This window comes from Lentzea nigeriaca (assembly GCF_016907955.1).
Lineage (GTDB): Bacteria > Actinomycetota > Actinomycetes > Mycobacteriales > Pseudonocardiaceae > Lentzea > Lentzea nigeriaca.
This window is the reverse complement of sequence record NZ_JAFBCX010000001.1, coordinates 1,063,924-1,087,281: the sequence shown is the minus strand read 5'-3', so window position 1 is coordinate 1,087,281 and position 23,358 is coordinate 1,063,924. Positions and strand designations below refer to the sequence as shown.

At 69.0% G+C, this 23,358-nt stretch carries 20 protein-coding genes; 7 read left to right on the top strand and 13 right to left on the bottom strand.

The genetic code is table 11. From position 1 onward, the window contains the following. Nucleotides 1-6: 6 nt before the first annotated feature. Complete coding sequence (locus JOD27_RS04270; RefSeq protein ID WP_204760729.1) at nt 7-2,745, bottom strand: DEAD/DEAH box helicase; 2,739 nt, start codon at nt 2,743-2,745, stop codon at nt 7-9. 546 nt (nt 2,746-3,291) lie between these two features. On the opposite strand from JOD27_RS04270, the gene JOD27_RS04265 reads away from it, so the two are divergent. Then, nucleotides 3,292-4,503 carry an HNH endonuclease signature motif containing protein gene (locus tag JOD27_RS04265; protein ID WP_204760728.1) on the top strand — a complete coding sequence of 404 codons (1,212 nt, stop codon included), beginning with the start codon at nt 3,292-3,294 and terminating at the stop codon, nt 4,501-4,503. A gap of 597 nt (nt 4,504-5,100) precedes the next feature. Here JOD27_RS04265 and htpG read toward each other — a convergent pair. From htpG to pafA, 11 genes are all read right to left on the bottom strand, one after another. Next, entirely contained in the window at nt 5,101-6,942 is a 1,842-nt protein-coding gene (htpG, locus tag JOD27_RS04260; RefSeq protein WP_204760727.1) for a molecular chaperone HtpG, read from the bottom strand. Between the two features lie 44 nt (nt 6,943-6,986). Next, on the bottom strand, nt 6,987-7,847 hold the full coding sequence (locus JOD27_RS04255; protein ID WP_204760726.1) for a diacylglycerol kinase family protein: 861 nt from the start codon (nt 7,845-7,847) through the stop codon (nt 6,987-6,989). Next, on the bottom strand, nt 7,844-8,764 hold the full coding sequence (gene tatC, locus JOD27_RS04250) for a twin-arginine translocase subunit TatC (protein ID WP_204761168.1): 921 nt from the start codon (nt 8,762-8,764) through the stop codon (nt 7,844-7,846). Before tatC ends, JOD27_RS04255 begins: the two co-directional genes overlap by 4 nt. A gap of 112 nt (nt 8,765-8,876) precedes the next feature. Then, the gene (tatA, locus tag JOD27_RS04245) at nt 8,877-9,182 is read right to left on the bottom strand and encodes a Sec-independent protein translocase subunit TatA (protein WP_204760725.1); all 306 of its coding nucleotides are present in this window, start codon (nt 9,180-9,182) and stop codon (nt 8,877-8,879) included. Continuing rightward, nucleotides 9,175-9,450 (bottom strand): bacteriophage holin, encoded by a 276-nt coding sequence (locus JOD27_RS04240; protein ID WP_204760724.1) that lies wholly within the window; start codon nt 9,448-9,450, stop codon nt 9,175-9,177. The genes tatA and JOD27_RS04240 overlap by 8 nt, the downstream gene beginning before the upstream one ends. A 9-nt stretch (nt 9,451-9,459) precedes the next feature. Further along, nucleotides 9,460-10,440 carry a helix-turn-helix transcriptional regulator gene (locus tag JOD27_RS04235; protein ID WP_204760723.1) on the bottom strand — a complete coding sequence of 327 codons (981 nt, stop codon included), beginning with the start codon at nt 10,438-10,440 and terminating at the stop codon, nt 9,460-9,462. Continuing rightward, the gene (locus JOD27_RS04230) at nt 10,437-11,402 is read right to left on the bottom strand and encodes a helix-turn-helix transcriptional regulator (protein ID WP_204760722.1); all 966 of its coding nucleotides are present in this window, start codon (nt 11,400-11,402) and stop codon (nt 10,437-10,439) included. The genes JOD27_RS04235 and JOD27_RS04230 overlap by 4 nt, the downstream gene beginning before the upstream one ends. A gap of 60 nt (nt 11,403-11,462) precedes the next feature. Then, nucleotides 11,463-12,308: an alpha/beta fold hydrolase gene (locus JOD27_RS04225; protein ID WP_204760721.1), complete on the bottom strand. Its 846-nt coding sequence runs from the start codon at nt 12,306-12,308 to the stop codon at nt 11,463-11,465. A 44-nt stretch (nt 12,309-12,352) separates the two neighbouring features. Next, entirely contained in the window at nt 12,353-13,264 is a 912-nt protein-coding gene (locus JOD27_RS04220; protein WP_204760720.1) for a hypothetical protein, read from the bottom strand. A 16-nt stretch (nt 13,265-13,280) separates the two neighbouring features. Next, nucleotides 13,281-14,294: a YCF48-related protein gene (locus tag JOD27_RS04215; protein ID WP_204760719.1), complete on the bottom strand. Its 1,014-nt coding sequence runs from the start codon at nt 14,292-14,294 to the stop codon at nt 13,281-13,283. A gap of 32 nt (nt 14,295-14,326) precedes the next feature. Beyond that, the gene (gene pafA / locus JOD27_RS04210; protein ID WP_166046882.1) at nt 14,327-15,685 is read right to left on the bottom strand and encodes a Pup--protein ligase; all 1,359 of its coding nucleotides are present in this window, start codon (nt 15,683-15,685) and stop codon (nt 14,327-14,329) included. Between the two features lie 116 nt (nt 15,686-15,801). Between pafA and JOD27_RS04205 the strand changes: the two genes are divergently transcribed. The 4 genes from JOD27_RS04205 (at nt 15,802) to JOD27_RS04190 (ending at nt 21,068) form a co-directional block, all read left to right on the top strand. Continuing rightward, on the top strand, nt 15,802-17,166 hold the full coding sequence (locus JOD27_RS04205) for a bifunctional phosphatase PAP2/diacylglycerol kinase family protein (RefSeq protein WP_204761167.1): 1,365 nt from the start codon (nt 15,802-15,804) through the stop codon (nt 17,164-17,166). Nucleotides 17,167-17,267: 101 nt separating this feature from the next. Beyond that, the gene (locus tag JOD27_RS04200; protein ID WP_204760718.1) at nt 17,268-18,023 is read left to right on the top strand and encodes an IclR family transcriptional regulator; all 756 of its coding nucleotides are present in this window, start codon (nt 17,268-17,270) and stop codon (nt 18,021-18,023) included. Between the two features lie 20 nt (nt 18,024-18,043). After that, nucleotides 18,044-19,543 (top strand): glycerol kinase GlpK, encoded by a 1,500-nt coding sequence (gene glpK / locus JOD27_RS04195; protein ID WP_204760717.1) that lies wholly within the window; start codon nt 18,044-18,046, stop codon nt 19,541-19,543. Further along, nucleotides 19,536-21,068 (top strand): glycerol-3-phosphate dehydrogenase/oxidase, encoded by a 1,533-nt coding sequence (locus JOD27_RS04190; protein ID WP_204760716.1) that lies wholly within the window; start codon nt 19,536-19,538, stop codon nt 21,066-21,068. The genes glpK and JOD27_RS04190 overlap by 8 nt, the downstream gene beginning before the upstream one ends. Before the next feature lie 399 nt (nt 21,069-21,467). Here JOD27_RS04190 and JOD27_RS04185 read toward each other — a convergent pair whose 3' ends face one another. Then, a complete protein-coding gene (locus tag JOD27_RS04185) occupies nt 21,468-22,055 on the bottom strand; it encodes a GNAT family N-acetyltransferase (RefSeq protein ID WP_204760715.1) in 588 nt (195 codons plus the stop codon). A 236-nt stretch (nt 22,056-22,291) separates the two neighbouring features. Between JOD27_RS04185 and JOD27_RS04180 the strand changes: the two genes are divergently transcribed. Both JOD27_RS04180 and JOD27_RS04175 read left to right on the top strand, forming a co-directional pair. Then, entirely contained in the window at nt 22,292-22,651 is a 360-nt protein-coding gene (locus JOD27_RS04180) for a hypothetical protein (RefSeq protein ID WP_307829881.1), read from the top strand. Between the two features lie 30 nt (nt 22,652-22,681). After that, a complete protein-coding gene (locus JOD27_RS04175) occupies nt 22,682-23,311 on the top strand; it encodes an alpha/beta fold hydrolase (RefSeq protein WP_204760714.1) in 630 nt (209 codons plus the stop codon). Nucleotides 23,312-23,358 lie beyond the last annotated feature (47 nt).

Below are 23,358 nucleotides of genomic sequence, written 5' to 3'. Positions count from 1 at the left end.
TCGGGGTCACATCATCGCCACCACACCGCGCCGCAGCGCGTCGACCGCCTTCGCCGCGGCCGAGCCGACTGGGTCCTCTCGTCCGACCACATCACGGATCTGGTCCAAAAGGTCGATCACCTGACGGCACCAACGGACGAAATCGCCCGCTCCGAGCTCGTTGCCGCCCGCCTCGGCCGCGCTGAGCACCTTCTCGAGCGACTCGCCGCGCGCCCACCGGAACACCGGCCACGCGAACCCCGGATCGGGCTGACGCGTGATGCGCTCCAGCTTGTGGCGGCGCTCGTCGTCCTCGATCTCCGCCCACAGCCGCACGGTACCCAGCATCGCGTCCGACACCGGCCCCTGCGGCAGCCGCGCCTCGACCGGACCGTCCCGCCGCGCCTCGTAGACCAGCGACGACACGACGGCCGCCAGCTCCTCCGGCTTGAGGCCCTTCCACACGCCGTGGCGCAGGCACTCGGCGGCGAGCAGGTCCGACTCGCTGTAGAGCCTGGTCAGCCGCTTGCCGTCCTGCGTCACCTCGTCGGCCTCCGACAGGTAGCCGCGCTCGCGCAGCAACGCCCGGATGCGGTCGAACTGGCGCGCCAGCGAGTGCGTGGTCGCCGCGACCTTGCGCTCCAGCTGCTCGGTCTCGGCCAGCAGCCGGTGGTACCGCTCGCCCCACCGCGCGTGGTCCTCGCGCTGGTCACAGCCGTGGCACGGGTGCGAACGCAGGGCCCGGCGCAGCGTCGCGAGCTCGGGGTCGTCGTCCGCCGTGGCCTTCCTGCGGCCCCGCGACGGCACGGCGATCCCGGTGTTGCGGATCGTCGACGCGAGGTCGCGCCGCGACTTGGGCGAACGCACGTCCACCTGCCGCGGCAGCCGGATGTGGCCCAGCACCTCGACCGGCGCGGGGAAGTCCGCCGACGTCAGCCGGCCCGACCAGCGGTCCTCGGTGACGACCAGCGGCCGCGCCTCGCCCAGCGGCTCGATGCCGGGATCGATGACGACCGCGAGGCCGCTGCGCCGACCGGACGGCACCGCGATCACGTCGCCCTTGCGCAGCCGCTCCAGCGACTTGGCCGTCTCGATGCGCCGCGCGTTCGTGTTCTGCTTCGCGAGCTGCTTCTCCCGGTCCGCGACCCTGCGCCGCAGCGACGCGTACTCCGCGAAGTCGCCGAGGTGGCACGTCATCGACTCGGCGTAGCCCTCGAGCGCGTCCTTGTTGCGCTCGATCCGCCGCGCCAGCCCGACCACCGACCTGTCGGCCTGGAACTGCGCGAACGACTGCTCGAGGATCTCGCGCGCGGCCGCCGCGCCCAGCTGGTGCACGAGGTTGACGGCCATGTTGTAGCCGGGCCGGAAGCTCGACCGAAGCGGGTACGTGCGCGTGGAGGCGAGCCCGCCGACCGCCTTGGGGTCGATCCCGGGCTGCCAGACGACGACCGCGTGTCCCTCCACGTCGATGCCACGACGCCCCGCACGTCCGGTGAGCTGCGTGTACTCCCCCGGCGTGAGGTCGACGTGCGCTTCACCGTTGTACTTGACGAGCTTCTCGAGCACGACCGTCCGCGCGGGCATGTTGATGCCCAGAGCGAGCGTCTCGGTCGCGAACACGACCTTGACCAGCCCGCGGACGAACAGCTCCTCGACCGTCTCCTTGAACGCGGGCAGCAACCCGGCGTGGTGCGACGCGATGCCCCGCTCCAGCGCCTCCCGCCACTCCCAGTACCCGAGCACCATGAGATCGGCCTCGGGAAGGTCGCGTGTCTTCTCGTCGATGATCCGCCGGACCTGCTCGGTCTCCTCCGGCGTGTTGAGCCGCAACCCGGCCCGCGCGGTCTGCGCGACCGCCGCGTCACACCCGGCCCGGCTGAACACGAACACGATGGCGGGCAACAACCCGGCCGCGTCCATCCGCTGGATCATGTCGATCCGCGACGGCGGCTTGAACCCGCTGCTGCGCGGCGGCCGCCCACCCCCGTTGCGGTTGCGCCCGCGACTGAACGGCACGTGGTACCGCGTCAGCTCCTCGGTCTTGCGCAACACCTGGGCGTTGATCCGCGCGTGCGTCTCGTCCCCCTCGAACAGGTCGAGCATCTGGTTGCCCACCAGCACGTGCTGCCACAACGGCACAGGCCGGTGCTCGTCGACCACAACACTCGTGTCGCCCCGCACCGTGACCAGCCACTCGCCGAACTCCTCGGCGTTGCTGACCGTCGCGGACAACCCGACCACCTGCACGTGCTCCGGCAGGTGCAGGATCACCTCTTCCCACACGGGACCGCGGAACCGGTCCGCGAGGTAGTGCACCTCGTCCATGACGACGTACGCGAGTCCGTCCAGAGTGGACGAACCCGAGTACAGCATGTTCCGCAGCACCTCGGTGGTCATCACCACGACCGGCGCCCCGCCGTTGACACTCGTGTCGCCCGTCAGCAGCCCGATGCTCTCCGGCCCGTAGCGCGCGGTGAGGTCAGCGAACTTCTGGTTGCTGAGCGCCTTGATCGGCGTGGTGTAGAAGCACTTGCGGCCCTCGGTGAGGGCCAGGTGCACGGCGAACTCGCCCACCACCGTCTTGCCGGCACCGGTGGGGGCACAGACGAGCACTCCGTGACCGTCCTCCAGCGCCTCGCAGGCCTGGCGCTGGAACGGGTCCAGCTCGAACGAGATGACGGAGCCGAAGTCGGTCAGCTTGGGCCGCTGGGCGTTGCGCCGGGAGTCGGCGTAGGCCTCGGCCGGGGACCGCGAAGCACGTGACACCCCTTCAGGCTTTCACATCGCACCGACAATCGCCGCTGAGATAGATTAACTTCAGGGAACACTGAAGATATTGAGGTAGCTGGGTTCGCGGGGTGGGCTTGCGTTGGGCCTGTGCGGGCTCTGGCGGTGGCGGTTCCGTGGCGTTCCAGCGTGCGCGGGTCGGCTTGTGCGGTCCGGTTGCCTTGCGTAGGTGGTTGCGTAAGCCTTTTGACGAGCCGGGTCTTTTCATCGCCGCTTCGCGACGATTGCGATTGGCGCTTGACTTCGGGGCCCTTGCGAGGCGCTGGTCGGCCTCAAAAAGCCGGGCATAAAGAGCCCGGCCGATCCGGATACGGTAGCACCTCGCACCCAAAGTCAAGCACCAATCGCGGTGCGTACGTGGTTGAGTTTGTGCGGTCAGGTTCCGGAAATTACCGCTTGAACGGCGCGGCATCAGCCCTTTCCGGCTCGCTTCGCTTCGCCACGCCAGTGCAGATCTGACGATTCACTCGATGGTGTTCATTTTCGTCCCCGATATTCACGTGATCTTGCGGTAAATTAGAACACGTGAGCGACCCCAGCCTTCCCCTCCTCTCCACCGGCGAGCTGCTGCGCGGCATCGTCGACGAGGTGACGGAATCCCGGGCGCGCGATTATGTGGTCATGCAGAAAATCGCCGAGTTGAACCGGCGCGGCGCCGCCACCGAACTCGGCTACAAAAACCTTCCGCTCGTGCTGCGCGACGCGGTCCGCTGGGACAAGAACACCGCCACACGGTGGGTCGAACAGGCCGCGAAGCTGAGCGGTGAGATCACCCCGACCGGCAGCGAGATCACCGCAAGGCTCCCGATCACCGCCACAGCCGCCGCCGAAGGCGCCCTGTCGATCGACCACGTCGCGGTGGTCGCCGAGGCGATGCAGACCCTGCCCGCCGACCGCGAGGCGCAGCTGGTCGACTACGCCCGCCAGTTCGAGCCCACTTTGGTGCGTGCCCTGGGCAAGAAGCTGATCTACGGGTTGTTCCAGAACGACCCCGAACCCACAGACCCCCAGCCCGAACCCGCCTGCTCCCGTAACCGGCTGGCGCTGCGCCAGACCAAGGACGGGGTGGTGAAGTACGCCGGGACGATGGACCCGGTCACCGGCGCGACGTTGATCGCGGCGCTGGGCCCGCTGGCCAAACCCCGCCCCACCACCGCCGAAGGCCCCGACCCGCGCACGCTGGACGAGCGGCAGGGCGACGCCCTGGCCGAACTCCTCGATCTGACGCTGCGGGCGGACGTGCTGCCCGAACACGGCGGCGAAGCCGTCGCGCTGACGGTGACCGTGGACTACGACGACCTGGCCGAGCAGGCCGGGGCGGCGACGCTGGACAACGGCGTGCACCTCCCCGCCGACCAGGTCCGCCAGCTCGCCTGCAGCGCCGGGATCCTCCCGATCGTGCTGGGCAGCCGGTCCCAGCCGCTCAACGTGGGCCGCCGGTCCCGGCTGTTCACCTCCGGCATCCGCCGCGCCCTGGTCGCCCGCGACCACGGCTGCGCCTTCCCGGGTTGTGGGCGTCCGCCGAAGCACTGCGACGCCCACCATGTCCAGCACTGGGCCGACGGCGGCGACACCTCCCTCGACAACGGGGTGCTGCTGTGCCGCCACCACCACACCCTGATCCACCGCAGCGGCTGGGACGTCACCATCGAACACGGCATGCCGGTCTTCTACCCGCCCGCCTGGCTCGACCCCGAACGCAGACCCAGACACAACCAACTCCACACCGCCGCCTAACCCCGACCGCGAGGGACACGAGCGGACCCCACCACACACGTCGACCGCCACGGCCGTGCAGCACCACCACGGCCGTGGCACAACCATGCCCACAACCCGGCCAGGCACATCGGCAACCCCGCGCGACAGCGACAAAGCGATGACACGGGCGAGGCGCTGGCACCAGGCAAGCAGTGGCATCGAAAAGCACAGCCATCGGCAAAGCCGAAAACAAGAACCGATCCCACTATGGCAATTCGAAGCGAACCGCAAAGACCCGCCGCCCCGCACGGCCAACGGCGAAGCCGAGGCCAGACCCGAAACCGTGATGCGAAGCGAGCCGGACAGGGCAATACAAAACCGGGAAGCGGTAATTCCCGGAACCCGACCGCCTAACGCAACCACGCACGCTCGCGATTGGTGCTTGACTTTGGGTGCTAGGTGCTACCGTGTTCGGATCGGCCGGGCTCTTTATGCCCGGCTTTTAGAGGCCGACCAGCGCCTCGCAATGGCCCCGAAGTCAAGCGCCAATCGCAATCGTCGCGAAGCGGCGATGAAAAGACCCGGCTCGGTAACGCTCCCAAGCAACGCTGGAGCGCGACCGAACCGGGCCACCGGTCAGAACGTGCGCTGCACCCGGTCCGCCACCAGCTTCACGAACCGCGACGGGTCGGCCAGCTCCCCGCCCTCTGCGAGCAGCGCCAGCCCGTAGATCAGCTCGGACGTGTCGGCGAGCGACTCGCGCTCGCCCGCGGCGAAGGCCTTGTGCAGGCCCTCCACCAGCGGGTGGGACGGGTTGAGCTCCAGGATTCGCTTGATCTTCGGCAGTTCCTGGCCCATCGCCTTGTACATCTTCTCCAGCGTCGGAGTGATGTCGTGGGCGTCGCCGACCACGCACGCGGGCGATGTGGTCAGGCGGGAGGAGAGGCGGACCTCCTTGACGTCCTCGGAGAGCGACGAGGTCATCCAGGAGAGCAGGTCGGCGAACTCCTCCGCCTTGGCCGAGGCGGCGGACTTCTCCTCTTCCGTCTCCACGTCAACCTGGCCCTTGGCGACGGACTGGAAGGTCTTGCCGTCGAAGGCGGGGACGGAGTCGACCCACATCTCGTCGATGGGGTCGGTGAGGATGAGGACCTCGTAACCCTTGGCGCGCAACGCTTCCATGTGCGGCGAGTTCTCCACCGCGACGCGTGAGTCGCCGGTCATGAAGTAGATGTGCTCCTGGCCCTCCTTCATGCGCGACACGTAGTCGGCGAGGGAGGTCAGTTCGTCCTCGGAGTGGGTCGAGGCGAACGAGCAGATCTCCAGGATGGCGTCGCGGTTGTCGAAGTCGGAGAGCAGGCCCTCCTTCAGCGCCGCGCCGACTTCCCGCCACAGCTTCAGGTAGTCCTCGGTGCGCGAGCTCATCAGCGACTTGATGGAGGACAGGACCTTCTTCACCAGGCGGCGGCGCATCAGCTGGATCTGGCGGTCCTGCTGCAGGATCTCGCGCGACACGTTCAGGGAGAGGTCGGCGGCGTCGACCACGCCCTTCACGAAGCGCAGGTACTCCGGCATTAGCTCGGCGCAGTCGTCCATGACGAAGACGCGCTTCACGTAGAGCTGGACGCCGCGCTTGCTGTCACGCATGAACAGGTCCAGCGGCGCCTGCGACGGCAGGAACAGCAGGGCCTGGTACTCGAAGGTGCCCTCCGCCTGCATGCGGATGGTCTCGAGCGGCGCGTTCCAGTCGTGGCTGATGTGGCGGTAGAACTCCGCGTACTCCTCCTCCGTCACCTCGGAGGCCGGGCGGGCCCAGAGGGCCTTGCGGGAGTTGATCTCCTCGCCGCCCAGGCGCACGGGCCAGGTGATGAAGTCCGAGTAGCGCTTGACGATCTCGCGGATCTTCGCCGGCTCGGTGTAGTCGGGCAGGCGGTCCTCGTCGTCGGACGGCTTGAGGTGCAGCGTGACCGAGGTGCCCTGCGGCGCGTCGTCGACGTCCTCGATCGTGTACGTGCTCTCGCCGGTCGACTCCCAGCGGACGCCCTTCTCGGCGTGCGGGTACTTCGTCACCAGCGTGACCTTGTCGGCCACCATGAACGACGAGTAGAAGCCGATGCCGAACTGGCCGATCAGGTCCGAGGACGACGACTGCTGGTCCTTGAGCTGGCGCAGGAACTCAGCGGTGCCCGACTTCGCGATCGTGCCGATGAGCCGCACGACGTCCTCGCGCGTCATGCCGATGCCGTTGTCGCGCACGGTCAGCGTGCGCTCGGCCGGGTCGGACTCGATCACGATGTGGAGGTCGTCGATGTCGACCTTCATGTCCTTGTCGCGGAACGATTCCAGGCGCAGCTTGTCCAGTGCGTCCGAGGCGTTCGACACGAGCTCGCGCAGGAACGTGTCCTTGTTCGAGTAGATCGAGTGGATCATCAACTGCAGCAGCTGACGCGCCTCGGACTGAAACTCGAGCGTTTCCATGCATCCCCACCGAAAGCTGAAAGCGGAACGAACAGCCCCAAAGATTAGCGACCCACGACTGTGAGAGCTCCTGGAACCGTCCGAACCGAGACGGGCAGTGCCTCCTGGCGTTCGCCATCGGCGTAAGCGATCCAATCATTGCCACCGGACAACGACACCTCACGCGCGCGGAACGTCCGCACGAACGGATGGTCGGTGTGCGTGCCCGTGCGCAGCGTCGGCAACATGCGCATCAGCATCGACCGGCTGGCGTGCTCCACGACCGTCACGTCGAACAGCCCGTCCGACGCGTCCGCGGTGGGGCACACCGGGATACCGCCGCCGTAGTTCGGCGTGTTCCCCACGGCCACCAGCGTCGCGTCCAGCGAGAACGTGTCGGTCTCCGTGGTGATGAGCAGGGGCGCCGAGCGCAGCGACACCAGCTCGGCCACGATCGCGAGGTCGTAGCGGCGCGGACCAGCGGGCCAGCGCATCGCGTTCGCCCGTTCGTTCACCGCGGAGTCGAAGCCGGCGCACAGCACCGTCGCGAACCACTGGCCCGTCGAGAGTCGGCCCAGGTCCAGCGTCTTACGGGTGCCGAACACGACGTCGTCGACCGAGGCCGACCCGATCGCGGCCGCCAGGTCGTTGCCGGTGCCCGCCGGCACGACGCCCAGCGCCGCCGACGTGCCCGCGCACGCCTGGATGCCCAGGTGAGCGGCACCGTCACCGCCGAGCACGACCAGCAGGTCGACGCCGGACTCGACGGCCTCGCGCGCCATCGCCAGCGTGCCTGCCGCGTCGTGCGCGACCAGCTGAGTCAGCGACGAGAAGTGCGGGCGCAACGCGGCGGCGGTCGACCCGGCCATCCGGGCCGCCCGCCCCTTGCCCGACGCCGGGCAGACCAGCAGGGCCGCTCGCGTCACGTGGCGTCGTCGTAGTTCACGCGCTTCGCGGGTTCCGAAGCGATGGCGTTGTCCGAGGTCTTCTCACCGGGCATGTTGCCGTCCGCGTCGGACGGCGTGTAGTCGAACGGCGCCGCCTCGTTGTCGTCGAGCGCGTCCCAGCCCTCGGCCGCGCGGATCCTGGCCTTGCGCCTGTCGTGCACCCGCGCGATCTGGATCGCCATCTCGAACAGCAACGACAGCGCGAGCGCCAGCGCCACCATCGAGATCGGGTCGGTGCCCGGCGTCGCGACGGCCGCGAAGACGAAGAGGCCCATCAGCAGGCCACGGCGCCACTTGGCCAGCGTCTCGTAGGAGACCACGCCCGCCCGGTTCAGCATCACCACGACCAGCGGCAGCTCGAAGCTCACGCCGAAGATGAACAGCATCGTGATGATGAACGAGATGTACTTCTCACCGGTCAGCGCGGTGATGAAGTTGTCGCCACCGAAGCTGATCAACACCTGCAGACCCTGCGGCACGACCCAGTAGGCGAGCACCGCGCCCGCCGCGAACAGCACCGCGGCGAACGACACGAAGGTGCGCGCGAACTTGCGCTCCTTCGCGTACAGGCCGGGCGTGATGAACGCCCAGAACTGGTAGAGCCAGAGCGGGCTGAGCAGCACCGAACCCGCGGCCGCACCGACCTTGAGCCGGATCATGAAGACCTCGAACGGCTCGGTCTGCAGCAGCTTGCAACCCTGCTCGCCGGGGAACTGGACGCGGTACGGCGCGAGGTCCGGCTGGCAGTACGGGCCCGTCATGATCTCGCCGAGCGACGGGATCGGGCCCAGCCGCACACCGAACCAGATCCAGCCGAAGATGGCACCGATGGCGATGATGAGCATCGCCATGCCGAGACGGTGCCTCAGCTCGTACAGGTGCTCTTTGAGCGACATGGTGCCGTCGGGGTTGCCCCGACGGCGCTTGGAGCGTTCCCGGCGCTCGGCGAACCACCGGAACGGACTTGCCACCGCCGTGACCGTCCTTACGAGTTAGAGGACCAGGAGGTCAGTTGGTGTTGTTGGCCTTGTTCTGCGAGGTCTGCTCGATCGGCTGCGCGACCTGCGGCTGCTGCTGAACAGGCTGCTGGACCTGCGGCTGAGCCGGCGGCAGCTGCTGAACGGGCTGCTGCACGGGCTGCTGCTGAACCGGCGCGTCGTCCGCGTCCTGCTCACGCAGGCCCTTCGTCTCGGCCTTGAAGATCTTCGCCGACCGGCCGAGCGAACGCGCCATGTCAGGCAGCTTCTTCGCACCGAACAGCAGAATGATCACCACTGCGATGATGATCAGCTCGGTGGGTCCGAGGTTACCCATTGGTGATCCTCCTGTCTCCCCCGCCACGACGATCGTACGCGGGGTTCGCCCTGCTACGGGCCTGTTCCGGGCGGCGCCGTCGTTCGGCGAAGGCCACCTTCAGCGCGGCCGTCCGCGCCTTCAGCAGTCCTACACCGTCGCCGACCCTGTCCCCCACCAGAGTGCGGGCGCTGGCGAATCGACGCAAGGATCGGATGACTCGGACCGAGATCGCGGCCAGCGCGATCAGGCCGGCGACGATCAGCGCCAGGGTCGGTGTGTACGGCACGAGCACACGTTATACGTCTTGGGTGGACAGCAGGTGATCTGCCCGTTGCAATGCTTCCTCCGCTCGGCGGACAACCTCGTCCGCGAGCTCGGCCGGCTGCTCCACGTGCACGTCACCGCCGAGTCCGAGGAGCAGGCGGACCATCCACGAGGAGTCGTCGTAACGCATGAGGACACGCGTGCGGCCGTCGGAGAGCTCCGCGGCGTGATCGACCGGGTAGTACTCGGCGACCCAGTGCGCGTCCGGTTCGAGCAGAAGGACCGCGATCTTCTGATCGTCCCGCGGCTGGAACAACCCCTCCGATGTATCGGTCAGCCGCGCATGTGGAGGGGGTGAGGACGGCTCGTCGAGCACCTCCACCTGGTCGATCCGGTCCAGCCGGAACAACCGCACGCCTAGAGCGGAACGACACCACGCCTCCAGGTAGCCTCGACCCTCGACGAGCAGCAGACGCATCGGATCGACGACCCGGTCGCTCATCGCGTCGTGCGACTGCGAGTAGTAGCGGATGCGCACGGCCCGTTCGCGCTTCACGGCGTCCTGCACGGCCGCGCGGATCTCCGCGGTCTCCTCACGTTCGAACGCGCCCAGCCCGACCACCATGCCCGCTGGCTGCGCCTTCCCGACTGCCGACTCGATCTTGGCCAGCGCGCGCTGCACCGCGTCCGTGTCGACGACGCCGGGCGTGTCCGAGAGCGCCCGCAGCGCCACGAGCAGCGACGACGCCTCGGCGGCGGTGAGCCGCAGCGGCCGGTTCATGCCCGCGTCGAACGAGACCGTGATCGTCTCACCCTCGAAGGACAGGTCGATCAGGTCACCGGGCCCGTAGCCGGGCAGGCCGCACATCCACAGCAGCTCGAGGTCCTTGCGCAGCTGCTTGGGCGTGATGCCGAAGTCGGCGGCGGCCTCGGAGATCGTGATGGCGGGACGGTTCAGCAGGTACGGCACGAGTGCGAGCAGCCGCGGCAGCCGTTCGTTCGACGCGGTCACCGCGCTCCTTCCAGTGCGCCCTGCAGGCGGTCGCGGACCGACTTGGCCAGCACCTCCGGCTCCAGCACCACGACGTCGGGGCCGAACCCGGCGAGCCACTTCGCCGCCGAGTCGGGGAACTTCAGGTCGATCTCGACGACGTCGCCGCCGTCGCGTTCCTCGACGATCTTCGCGTGTCGGCGCACCCCCTGGGCGCGGCCCTTCGCGACCCAGATCCTGGCGGGCGCCGTGTGGTGCGGATCGGCCTCCGTGCGCGCGATGAGGCTCATCAGGTCGGTTCCCTCCGGCACCTTCACGACGCCGGGCTTCCCGACCGTGCGCACCTGACCGACGACACGGGACAGCCGGAAGCAGCGCGTGTCGTTGCGGTCGCGGTCCCACCCGACGAGGTACCACTTGCCGCGCCACGCGACCACGCCCCACGGCTCGACCGTGCGTTCGTTCTGCCCGCCCGGCGGCGGCTTGCGGTACCCGAACGTCACGACCTGCCCCGCCTGCACGGCCTGCAGCAGCGGCGGGAACGCGGGCTCGTTGGCCCGGACCTTGGGCTCGACGGCGGCGGGCGTGTCCTGGTCGACGTCCACCCCGGCGGCCCGCAACTTGATCAACGCGCCGTGCACGGCACCCGTGAGCTGCGGCGAGTCCCAGAGCCGTGCGGCCAGCGCCACCGCGGCGGCCTCGTCGGGTTCGAGGTCGATGTCGCCGAGCTCGTAGTCGCGCCGCGCGATCCGGTACCCGTCCTCGGCACCCTCGGCGTTGGACTGCCTGCCTGTCTCCAGCGGCACGCCGAGGTCGCGCAGTTCGGACTTGTCGCGTTCGAACATGCGGAAGAACGCCTCGTCCGTCGGTGCCTCGTGATAGCCCGGGACGATGGCGCGGATGCGCTCCGCTGTCAGGTACTGGCGGGTCGACAGCAGGCACAGCACCAGGTTGACAAGGCGTTCGGCGCGTGCGATGGCCACGGACAAACCCTAACCCCGTGTGCTTCGAAACCTTGACATCACCTGTTGTGAACGGTCCGTTCAGAGCAGCGTGCGCAACTCCCGTACCAGCTCCACGGGCGCTTCCTCGGCCATGTGGTGTCCACAGTCGATAGCACGTACCTGCACGTCATCGGCCCATTCGGCCCACAAGTCCTGAAGGTTGTCGTAAAGGTCCCCGAGGTCGTCCTTGGCCGCCCACAGCGCGAGCACGGGACACGCGATCTTCCTGTTCGCGGCGCGGTCGGCGTCGTCGTGCTGACGATCGACCTCCAGCCCGGCCCGGTAGTCGCCGCACATCGCGAGCACCGTCTCCGGGTCGTGGATGGCGCGCTGGAAGTCCGCCCAGTTCTCCACCCCCATCGCGAGCGGCGTGTCGTGGTACCGCCCGCCGTAGAACAGATCGGGGTTCTCGTTGATCATCGCCGCGGCGAGCTCCTGCTGCGCCAGGAAGAACCAGTGGTACCAGGCCCGCGCGAACCGGGCGTCGCAGCGTTGGAGATGAGCCCCGATCGGCAGCCCGTCGAGCACGGCGAGCCTCGTGACCCGGCCGGGGTGGTCGAGCGCGAGCCGGATCGCCGCCGCCGCACCACGATCGTGCCCGACGACCGCGAACCGCTCGTGCCCCAACGCACTCATCAGGTTCACGAAGTCCCGCGCCATGGCCCGTTTCGAGTAGTCGCCGGGCTTGCTGGACTCGCCGTAGCCACGCAGATCCGGGCACACCACCGTGTGGTCCGTGGCGAGCAACGGCGCGACGCGGTGCCACGTCGTATGAGTCCGAGGGTGGCCGTGCAGGAGGAGGACCGGTGGCCCTGCCCCACCGGTCCTCACTCGCAGCACGGCCTCGCCGACATCGATGCGGCGCAACGAGAATCCCTCGAACACGCGCTAGAACTACCCCGGTCCACCGCATTTGGAAACCAGTGCCGTCACTGTTCGGTACTTTCGTTGCCCCGCAGCTGATCCCACGCACCTCGGACGCGATCGAGCAGCGACGGATCGCGCTGGCCCGGATACGTCGCACCGCCGATCGCCCGCTCGAGCGGTCCGACCTCGGGCGCGGGATGGGCGTAGTGGACGGTCACCGTGACCGTGCCCGTGTACCCGGCCAGATGCCGCAGCAGTTGCGTGATGCCGGCGTTGCCGATGTCGATGCAGCCCGACGACCCGCTCAGCGAACCGCCGTGAAGGTAGAACCCACTGCGGCGCCCGGTGTTCCCGCAGCCGCGCGGCGCGGGAACCACGCGGGTGGGGTGCAGCGGCGCCCGTCCCGCACCCCAGTCGCCGCCGTGCAACGCCTGGCCGAACGGGTCGGTGAACGAGCCGCCGCCGATCATCCGCAGCTGTTCCATCCGGTCGAACAGCCCGAACTCGGCCGCCCGGAACGTGAACGTCCCCTCGGGAATCGGGCCGAAGTCGCTGATGCCCACGTAACGCGGATTGTTCTTGTACGACTCGCTGGTCGCTCCGCCGCACGTGCGTGCGTCACCCGAGCGGACGCTCACCGGGCGACCGGACGCCGCCTCCACCGCCATCAACGCCGTACTCCCGGCATGCACGCGGAACATCTGCCCGTCGAACTCCGCGGTGATCGACCGGTGCGGGCTGCGCACCCCAGCCGGGTGCCGGAACCGGGTGCCGACCCGCGGTGCGGCGCCGTGGCGCTGACGCTGGACGTGCGCCACGGTCGCCTGGTTGCCCGCGGTGGCCTGAAGGCGCAACAGGTCGTGGTCCGGCGCAGGTCGTGGCCTGTGGCTCGTCTCGTGCGCCGGTTCTTCGTCGTTGCGCCTCGTCCTCACCCGTTCACCGTCCACGGCGGCGGCGTGCGCGGCCACGTCCATCCGGGCAGACCTGAGGTCAGCTCCTGCCGACCCTGCCCTTCTCCCCTGCCGCCCAGCACGTGAACCCGACGCAGTCGACCGTGTCGAAACTGCCCGTGTCAGCGACCTTCCAGCTCTTGCCGTCCTTCGACACATCCGTGCCCGACGGCCCGACAGCCACGAGCCCGTTGCCGCGATAGGCGATGCCGGACCGGTACCCCACCGGCGCCTGCGCACCGGCCTTCCACCCATGGAAGTCCTTGGTGGCGAACGCCGGCGTCGGATCCGTCGGCTTCAGGTAGTCGCCCCCGATCGCCACACCCCGCCACGGCGTCTTGAACGCCACCGCGAACACCCCGGCCGCCGCACCGCTCGGCAACGGCACGTCCGACGCCTCCCACGACCGGCCACCGTCGCGCGACTCCAGCACCCGTGCCTTCGCCCCGCCGCCGGTGGCGATCCACGCGTGGTTGCCACCCAAATCGATTTCTGGGGTGGTCACGCACTGCCCGGACGCCGCGAACGCGAACTCCCCCGGCAACGCGTCAGGCATGCCCTTGGTGTCGTTGACGTGCCACGAACGCCCACCGTCCCACGTCCGCAGCACCCGGAACTCACCGTCGACCGGGTCACTCAACGCCAGCCCGCGGAACCGGTCGAAGAACGCCACACAGTCGTAGAACGCCTTCGGATCGGTGTTGCGGAACGACTCCTGCCACGTCTTCCCGCCGTCAGCAGTCCGGTAGATCCGCGACGACTCCCCCTCCCCGATCGACAACGCCACGGCGTTGCGCGCGTCGAACGCCTGGATGTCGCGGAAGTCCAGCGTCGTGGTGTCCGGCGGCGCGACGGACTCCCACGACCGGCCCCCGTTCGTCGTGCGCAGGATCGTGCCTTTCGAGCCGCTGACCCACGCGACCTGACCGGACACGGCCGACAGACCGCGCAGGCGGGCGTCGGTGCCGGTCGGCTTGAGCTCCCAGTAGGAGTCGGCTTGGGCGACTCCGGGAAGAACCAGGAAAACGGCGAGTGCCGCCGCGATGATCCTCATGCGACGGCACTCTGCCAGTTCCGGTGAAGCGCCTAAAGCGACGAAATGAGCCTTTCCACGCGTTCGTCCACCGCGCGGAACGGGTCCTTGCACAGCACGGTCCGCTGGGCCTGGTCGTTCAGCTTCAGGTGCACCCAGTCGACGGTGAAGTCACGCCCGGCGGCCTGCGCGGCGGCGATGAAGTCACCGCGCAGCTTGGCCCGCGTGGTCTGCGGCGGGGTGTCCTTGGCGGCCTCGATCTCGCCGTCGTCGGTCACGCGCTCGACCTGGCCCTTGCGCTGCAGCAGGTCGAACACGCCCCGGCCGCGGCGGATGTCGTGGTAGGCGAGGTCCAGCTGGGCGATGCGCGGGTTGGACAGGTCCATGTTGTGCTTGGCCATGTACCGCTCCATCAGGCGGTTCTTGATGGCCCAGTCGATCTCGCGGTCGATCTTCGTCAGGTCCTGCGACTCGACGGCGTCCAGGGTGCGACCCCACAGTTCGAGGACGCGCTGCGCCATCGGGTCCGGCGAGCGCTTGGCCACGTGCTCGACGGCCTTCTCGTAGTACTCGCGCTGGATGTCGAGCGCCGAGGCCTCCTTGCCGCCCGCCAGCCGGACGGTGCGACGGCCCGTCAGGTCGTGGGAGATCTCGCGGATGGCGCGGATCGGGTTGTCCAGGGAGAAGTCGCGGAACTGGACGCCCTGCTCGATCATCTCCAGGACGAGGTTGGCGCTGCCCACCTTGAGCAGCGTCGTCACCTCGGACATGTTCGAGTCGCCGACGATGACGTGCAGGCGCCGGTAGCGCTCGGCGTCGGCGTGCGGCTCGTCGCGGGTGTTGATGATCGGGCGGGACCGCGTGGTCGCGGACGACACGCCCTCCCAGATGTGCTCGGCGCGCTGGGAGAGGCAGTACACGGCGCCGCGCGGGGTCTGCAGGACCTTGCCCGCGCCGCAGATCAGCTGGCGCGTGACGAGGAACGGCAGCAGGACGTCGGCGATGCGGGAGAACTCGCCGGCCCGTGCGACCAGGTAGTTCTCGTGGCAGCCGTAGGAGTTGCCCGCGGAGTCGGTGTTGTTCTTGAACAGGAAGATGTCGCCGCCGATGCCCTCGTCGGCCAGTCTCCGTTCGGCGTCGACGAGGAGGTCCTCGAGGATCCGCTCGCCCGCCTTGTCGTGGGTGACCAGCTGGGCCAGGTCGTCGCACTCGGCCGTGGCGTACTCCGGGTGTGAGCCGACGTCCAGGTAGAGCCGAGAACCGTTGCGCAGGAAGACGTTCGAGGAACGCCCCCACGACACGACCCGGCGGAACAAGTACCGCGCGACCTCGTCCGGGGAGAGTCGACGCTGCCCGTGGAAGGTGCACGTCACCCCGAACTCTGTCTCAATGCCGAAGATCCGCCGCTGCATACCTCAACAGTAGGCGACTTGTAGGCGGAGAAGGGTGATCCGTTCGGGCGGCACGCCGGTTGCGGTTTAGTGTCGGTGGGGTGTGGAAACGGGTCAGCGCTCTCGACAAGAAGCTCATGAGCTCCTCCGCCGGACTGCCTCCGAGCAGGCTGGACAGGGGTTTGAAGAGGCTTTCGAAAGCCGCCAACCACAGTCTGCTGTGGTTCGTCATCGCGGCCATTCTGGCAACTGGGAAAGGCTCGTTCCGGCGGGGTGCGCTGCGGGGTGTCGCGGCCATCGCAGGGGCCTCTGCCAGCGCAAACCTGGTCGGCAAGTCACTTTTTCCGCGACGGCGGCCCGCCGCTGATCTGCTCGCCGTGGAACGCCGCTTGTCGCGCCGGCCGACATCGTCGTCGTTTCCGTCCGGTCACTCCGCGTCAGCCGCCGCTTTCGCCACGGCGGTGGCCCTGGAATCACCCAAAGCAGGCGCGGTGGTGGCACCGATCGCGGCTGCCGTGGCCTATTCACGCGTCCACACGGGCGTGCATTGGCCGACGGACGTCGCGGCGGGTGCGGCGGTGGGTGTGGGCGCCGCCTTCCTGACTCGCCGGTGGTGGCCCCTCGGCGTGAACGAGCCCGCGTCGGCCTACGAGCACGCCGACCTCACGTCGCTGCAGGAGGGCGACGGGCTGGTCGTGGTGGTGAACCCGCACTCGGGCATCGGCCCGGATCCGACGCCGCAGATCGCCGAGGAGTGGCCGAAGGCGCAGATCCTGCCGATCGAGGAGCTGGACTCGCTGCCGGAGGCGAAAGCGCTGGGTGTCGCCGGTGGCGATGGCACCGTTGCCGCCGTGGCCGCGATCGCTGCCGAGCGCGACCTACCGCTCGTGCTCATCCCCTCTGGCACGTTGAACCACTTCGCGCGCGATGTGGGCATCACGGGTCTGCACGACACGGCGCAGGCGGTCGCGGACGGTGTCGGTGTGCGGGTCGACCTGGCGCAGGTCAACGGGCGGTGGTTCGTCAACACCGCCAGTCTCGGGGGCTACCCGGACATGGTGCGGATCCGGGAGAAGCTTCAGAAGCGCTGGGGCAAGTGGCCCGCGGCGGCGATCGCGCTGGGCCGCGTGCTGCAGCGCGCCAAGCCGCTGGAGATGACCATCGACGGCGACAAGCACCTGGTGTGGCTGCTGTTCGTGGGCAACGGGCCGTACCGGCCGAAGGGGTTCGCGCCGACGATGCGGCCGCGGCTGGACGACGGGCTGCTCGACGTGCGGTACGTGCGGGCGGACCGGCAGTTCTCACGGACGAGGTTCTTCCTGGGCGCGTTGCTCGGGGCGTTGGAGCACTCGCGCACGTACCGGCATCTCGAGGTCGCCTCGTTGAACGTCGAGGTGCACGGTGCGCCCGTGTCCATCGCGACAGATGGCGAGGTACGAGAGAGGGCCACCCACTTCTCCTTCCGCTCCCGCCCCGCCGCTCTCGGCATCTACCGCCCCTGAGACGCCACGCGGGGCCCTTTCGTCCGCTCCTGGAGTACGAAAGCTCCCCGCGTACTCTTGGGTGTTCGACATTGTCGAACGACCGCAGGTAGAGTGCGTCTGTGCCCGGCCCCATCCAGTCCATTCAGCGAGCAGCGGAGGTCCTGAAGCTGCTCGCTCACGGCGGCGCCCACCAGCTGAGCGTCGGCGAGATCTCCCGTGCGCTCGACCTGGCCAAACCGACCGTGCACGGCATCCTGCGGACGTTGCAGGAGGTCGGGTTCGTCGAGCAGGAGGTGGAGGGCGGCAAGTACCGCCTGGGCGCCGCCCTGTTCCAGATCGGCACGAGCTACCTCGACGGCAACGAGCTGCGCGCCAAGGCGTTGAACTGGTCGGACACGCTGGCGATGCGTGCGCGCGAGGCGGTACGCATCGGCGTGATGCACGGCAAGCACGTGCTCGTGGTGCATCACGTGTTCCGGCCGGACAACAGCCGGCAGGCCCTCGACACCGGCGCGCTGCTGCCGTGGCACGCGACCGCGCTCGGCAAGGTGCTGGTCGCCTTCGGCGAGTGGCCGGACGGCGAGCTGCAGCGGTTCACCCGGCACACGCTCACCGACGACGCCCTGCACACGCAGCTGAACGACGTCCGCGACCGTGACTGGGCCTACGACCTGCACGAACTCGTCGCGGGCGAGGCCTCGGTCGCCGCTCCGATCCGCGACAAGCGCGGCGTCGTCGTGGGCGCCGTCGGCATCTCCGGACCGGTCGAGCGGCTGTGCGAGTCACCCGATCAGCCGCCACGGCTCGAACTCGTGTCCTACGTACGTGAGGCAGCTCGCAGTGTTTCCAGGGAGCTCGGAGGGCTCTCCTGGTAGTAGCCTGTCACCGTTCGACAATGTCGAATGGCACAGAGAGGTGCAGACGGGTGAGCTACATCGCTGCGATCGACCAGGGCACGACGTCGTCCCGGTGCATCGTGTTCGACCAGTCAGGCGGGATCGTGTCGGTCGCCCAGCGCGAACACCGGCAGATCTTCCCCAAGCCCGGCTGGGTGGAACACGACGCGACCGAGATCTGGACGAACGTGCAGGCCGTCGTGCGCGACGCCCTGGCCAAGGCCTCTCTCACGCACGCCGACATCGCCGCGTTCGGCATCACGAACCAGCGCGAGACGACGGTCGTCTGGGACCGCCGGACCGGCGAGCCCGTGCACAACGCGATCGTCTGGCAGGACACGCGCACCGACGCGCTGATCAAGCAGCTGGGCGACCAGGACCGGTTCCGCGAACGCAGCGGCCTGCCGCTCGCCACCTACTTCTCCGGCCCGAAGCTGCGGTGGCTGCTCGACAACGTCGAGGGCCTTCGCGCCAAGGCCGAACGCGGCGAGGTCCTGTTCGGCACCATGGACACCTGGCTGATCTGGAACCTGACCGGCCGCCACGTCACCGACGTGACGAACGCGTCGCGCACCATGCTGATGAACCTGGAGACCCTCGACTGGGACCCCGAGCCGGTGTCCGCGATGGACGTCCCGCTCGCGATGCTGCCCGAGATCCGGTCCTCCTCCGAGGTCTACGGCACGTACGAGGGCGTGCCCGTCGCGTCGGCGCTCGGCGACCAGCAGGCCGCGCTGTTCGGCCAGACCTGCTTCACGCCCGGAGAAGGCAAGTGCACGTACGGCACCGGCGCGTTCCTGCTGATCAACACCGGTGACCAGCCGGTGCGCTCGCAGAACGGGCTCCTGACCACCGTCGGCTACAAGATCGGCGACGAGCCCGCCGCGTACGCGCTGGAGGGCGCGGTCGCCGTGACGGGCGCACTGGTGCAGTGGTTCCGCGACAAGGTCGGCCTGATCTCGTCGGCGGCGGAGATCGAGACGCTCGCCCGCACGGTCGACGACAACGGCGGCGCGTACTTCGTGCCGGCGTTCTCCGGGCTTTTCGCGCCGCACTGGCGAAGCGACGCGCGCGGCGTGATCGCGGGCCTGACGGGCTACATCTCGCGCGGGCACCTCGCACGGGCCGTGCTGGAGGCCTCCGCGTGGCAGACGCGTGAGGTCGTGGACGCGATGAACGCCGACTCCGGCGTCGACCTCACGACGTTGCGGGTAGACGGCGGAATGACAGCCAACAACCTGCTCATGCAGTTCCTCTCGGACGTGCTCGACGTGCCGGTGGTGCGCCCGATCGTGGCCGAGACGACGTGCCTCGGCGCGGCGTACGCGGCCGGTCTGGCGGTGGGCTACTGGCCGTCGATCGAGGCGCTGAAAGCCAACTGGCACAAGGCGGCCGAATGGGAGCCGTCGATGGACCCGGCAGCCCGCGACAAGGGCTACCGGAAGTGGAAGAAGGCGGTCGAGCGGACCGTCGGGTGGATGGACGAGGACGATGACTGATCCTTCTTTTGGCCTTTCCCAGCGGGACCGGGCTCGCGAAGAGCTCCAGCACGGCAGGTTCGACGTCGTCGTGATCGGCGGCGGCATCCTGGGCATCGCGACGACGTGGGCCGCGGCCCGCTCCGGCCTCCGCGTCGCGCTGGTCGAGAGCGGTGACTTCGCGGGCGCGACGTCGTCCGCGTCGTCGAAGCTGGTCCACGGCGGCCTGCGCTACCTCGCGATGGGCCCGTCGGCCGTGCCGATGGTGCACGAGAACCACAAGGAACGCCGGGCCCTGGGCGACCGCCTGGCCCCGCACCTGGTGCGCCCGCTGCCGTTCCTCGTCCCCGTCTACAAGGGAGGCCCGCACAGCCGGTTCGTGCTGGGTGCGGGCGTGACGCTGTACTCCGCGCTGTCGGGCTTCGGCGACGGCATGGGGAAGGTCCTGTCGGCGCGCAGGGCAGCTGAGTGGGTGCCTGACCTGCGCGCCGACGGTCTGCGCGGTGCCGCGATGTACTACGACCACCAGATGAACGACAGCCGCGTGGCGATCACCGCCGCGCGCGCCGCCGCCGAGGCCGGTGCCGTGCTGCTCAACCACATCTCGGTCGTGGGCCTGCGCAAGACCGGCGCGAAGGTGACCGGCGTCGACCTGAAGGACTCGCTCGGCGAGTTCGGCGTCGACGCTCGCGTCGTCGTGAACGCCACCGGCCCGTGGCTCGACGTGCTGCGGCGCATGGAGGACCCGTCCGCCGACCCGTCGATCCGCCTCTCGAAGGGCTCGCACCTCGTGCTGCGGACCTCGTCGGAGTGGAAGGCCGCGCTGACGATCCCGGTCGACGACGTGCGCGTGTCGTTCGCGATCCCGTGGGAGGGCCACCTGTTGCTGGGCACCACGGACGAGGCGTACGAGGGCGACCCGGCGAAGGTCGCCTGCACCGAGGCCGATGTCGACCAGATCCTGTCCGAGGCGGGCGTCGCGGTGACCGGCCTGGACCGCTCGCGCATCGCCTACACGTTCGCGGGCCTGCGCGTCCTGCCCGGCGGTCCCGGCGACACCTCGCACGCCAAGCGCGAGACCGTGATCACCGCGGGCTCCGGCGGCATGATCAGCGTGGCCGGCGGCAAGTGGACGACGTTCCGCAAGATCGGCGCCACGGTGCTGGCCCGCGTGAACACCGAGCTCGGCCGCACGTTCGACGGCCCGCTGGACGGCGTGGCGCTGCCCGGATCGGCCCAGCCCGACACGGTCGGCGACGTGCTGCACACCGCGTGGGACGCGCTGCCCGACGACGTGGTCCGCCACCTCGCCACGCACTACGGCACGACGTCGCACGAGGTCGTGGCCCTCGGCCTGGAGAACCCGGCCCTGCTCGAGCGCGTCCACCCGGGCGGTCCGGACATCTGGGCGCAGGTCGAGCACGCGCGCCGCACCGAGTGGGCGTCCGAAGTGGACGACGTGCTGCGCCGCCGCACCACCGTGATGGTCCGCGGCCTGGACTCGCCCGAGGTCCGCACGCGCGTCTCGGAGCTGCTCGCCTCCTAGCGCGATGGCGCGTTCCACGAGGTACTCGGGTGCCGAGTGGAACGCGCAGCGCCAGCGACCCGTCACAGCCCAGCACGACCTGATCACGTGACACCGCACGGCCTTCCAGCCGCAATCCTTCGAGGTAGGCGTCGATGACCTCCTCCCACACCAGGGGGAGGTCGTCGACCGCCATCCGCCCCTCCTGGGCGAGCCCCACGAGCAGCGGCCCCAGATCGGCCCCCACCGGGGACGGGCACTGCCAGCCGACCTCGATCACCACGAACGACTCCGGATCATCGGCAGGCACCAGCAGGTGCTGCGGACACGCGTCTCCGTGCCGGGTCGCCTCCAGCAGCTCCCGCACCCGGTCCGGTCCGCGAGCACCGCCACCATCGCCCGGCTGACCGGCATCAGCGCCTAACCCAGCACCCTGTTCATCCCGCGGCACACGTGCACGCGCTCGAACCGTCGCCGCAGCTCGGCCTCCCGCTCGATCCTGGCGTGCAGGAACGCCCCCACCGGCGTCAGCCCGTACTTGGCGTTCAGCACCGTGCCGACCTCGTCCTCCGACGCGTACACGTGCAGAGAACGCGAAGCCTCCGCGAACCCGTTGCGCGCCAACCATCTCAGCACCGGTTCGTCCTCACGAACCGAGACCTCCAGCGTCCGCACCCCACACCGCTCCAGCCGCCGCACCGCCTCACCGAGCAGAGCGGTCGCGACACCCCGTCGCTGATGGTCCGGGTGCACGGCCACGGTCTCGATGACAGCGTTGACATCCGGCACCGACACGTCGAGCAGTCCTACGATCCCGCCGCCACCCGGCGCCACCAACTCGAGATCGGCCCTGCGCTTTACCGGCCACACATCGTCGTAGCTGCTCGTCGCGAGCAACGCCAGCACCCGGCACCGCAACCACGACGCCTCGTCCGCCGTCTCGTAGTCCCTGACCGCCACCCGCTCGCCGGTCACCGCAGGACGCCCCGGCGCCCCCAGCAAACTCACTCGCCCGGCCCCGACCACGTCTCCCCCAAACACGCTTCCGCCTGGTCGTTGCAACCTCAAGGGTTCCTGATCGCCGCCCAGCTCGCACGCGGGTTTGGGCATCACCGTTTGCCAGAGACATAACCACTGTGTGAACGAGGTTCCCTCACACCGGTGTTCCACCCTGAACGGCCTGCAACACTGCGAGGCCGGCCTCGTGCGAGGATGACAGCCCACCTGATCACGAAGGGCCGCAAGTGGTTCACGACGAGGCAACCCCGGTCACAGTGCTGTGGCGCCCCACCGGCCCGGAGGAACTGGAACTGGTCAGCCAGTCCGGCTGGCGCGCCTGGCCACCCCGCCTCCCAGACCAGCCGATCTTCTACCCCGTCCTCAACGAGGACTACGCCATCAAGATCGCCCGAGACTGGAACGTCCCGCACAGCGGCGTGGGCTACGTGACCAGGTTCCACGTGGAGTCCGACTTCCTCCAGCGCTACCCGGTCCAGCAGGCGGGCGGCAACACCATCCTGGAACTGTGGGTCCCCGCCGAGGAACTGGACGAGTTCAACACCCACATCGTCGGCCAGATCGAGGTCGTGCACGAATTCAGGTAAACCACCAGCACACGCCGTTAGGGTGCCACCGTGACAACCTTCGCGATAGCGCACGGCGCGGGCGACTCGGGCTGGTCATGGCACCTGGTAGCAGAAGCCCTGCAAGCCAAGGGCCACACCGCGATCGCCCCCGACCTCCCCACCGACGAGTCGAAGGACCTGACCGACTGGGCCTCCGCGGCGATCGACGCCCTGCCGTCCACTTCGGACGTGGTGGTCGTGGGCCACTCCTTCGGTGGCTTCGTTGCCCCACTGGTGGCCGACCAGATCAACGCCAAAGCCCTGATCCTGGTGACGGCCATGCTCCCGCGCCCAGGCGAGCCCCCAGCCGACTGGTGGACGAACACGGGCTACACGGACAGCGGCCTGGAAGACCAGTTCTGGCACGATGTCCCACCCGACCTGGCCGCGGAGTCGCAAGAACGCGAACGGGGCATGTCCGAAACCGTCATGGCGAAGCCGTGGCCCCTCAACGCAATGCCAGCGATCCCAACGCACTTCATCCTGTGCACAGAGGACCGCTTCTTCACCCCGGAGTTCATGCGCCGAGTGGTAGCCGACCGCCTCGGCGCAGCACCGGTGGAGCTGGCCGCAGGCCACTGCCCCCAGCTGAGCAAGCCGGCAGAACTGACCGCACTGCTGGTCGCCTGCGCAACCTGATCAGCGAAGGCGAAGCCGAGCAAGCTTTCGCATTCAGGGCCATCCAC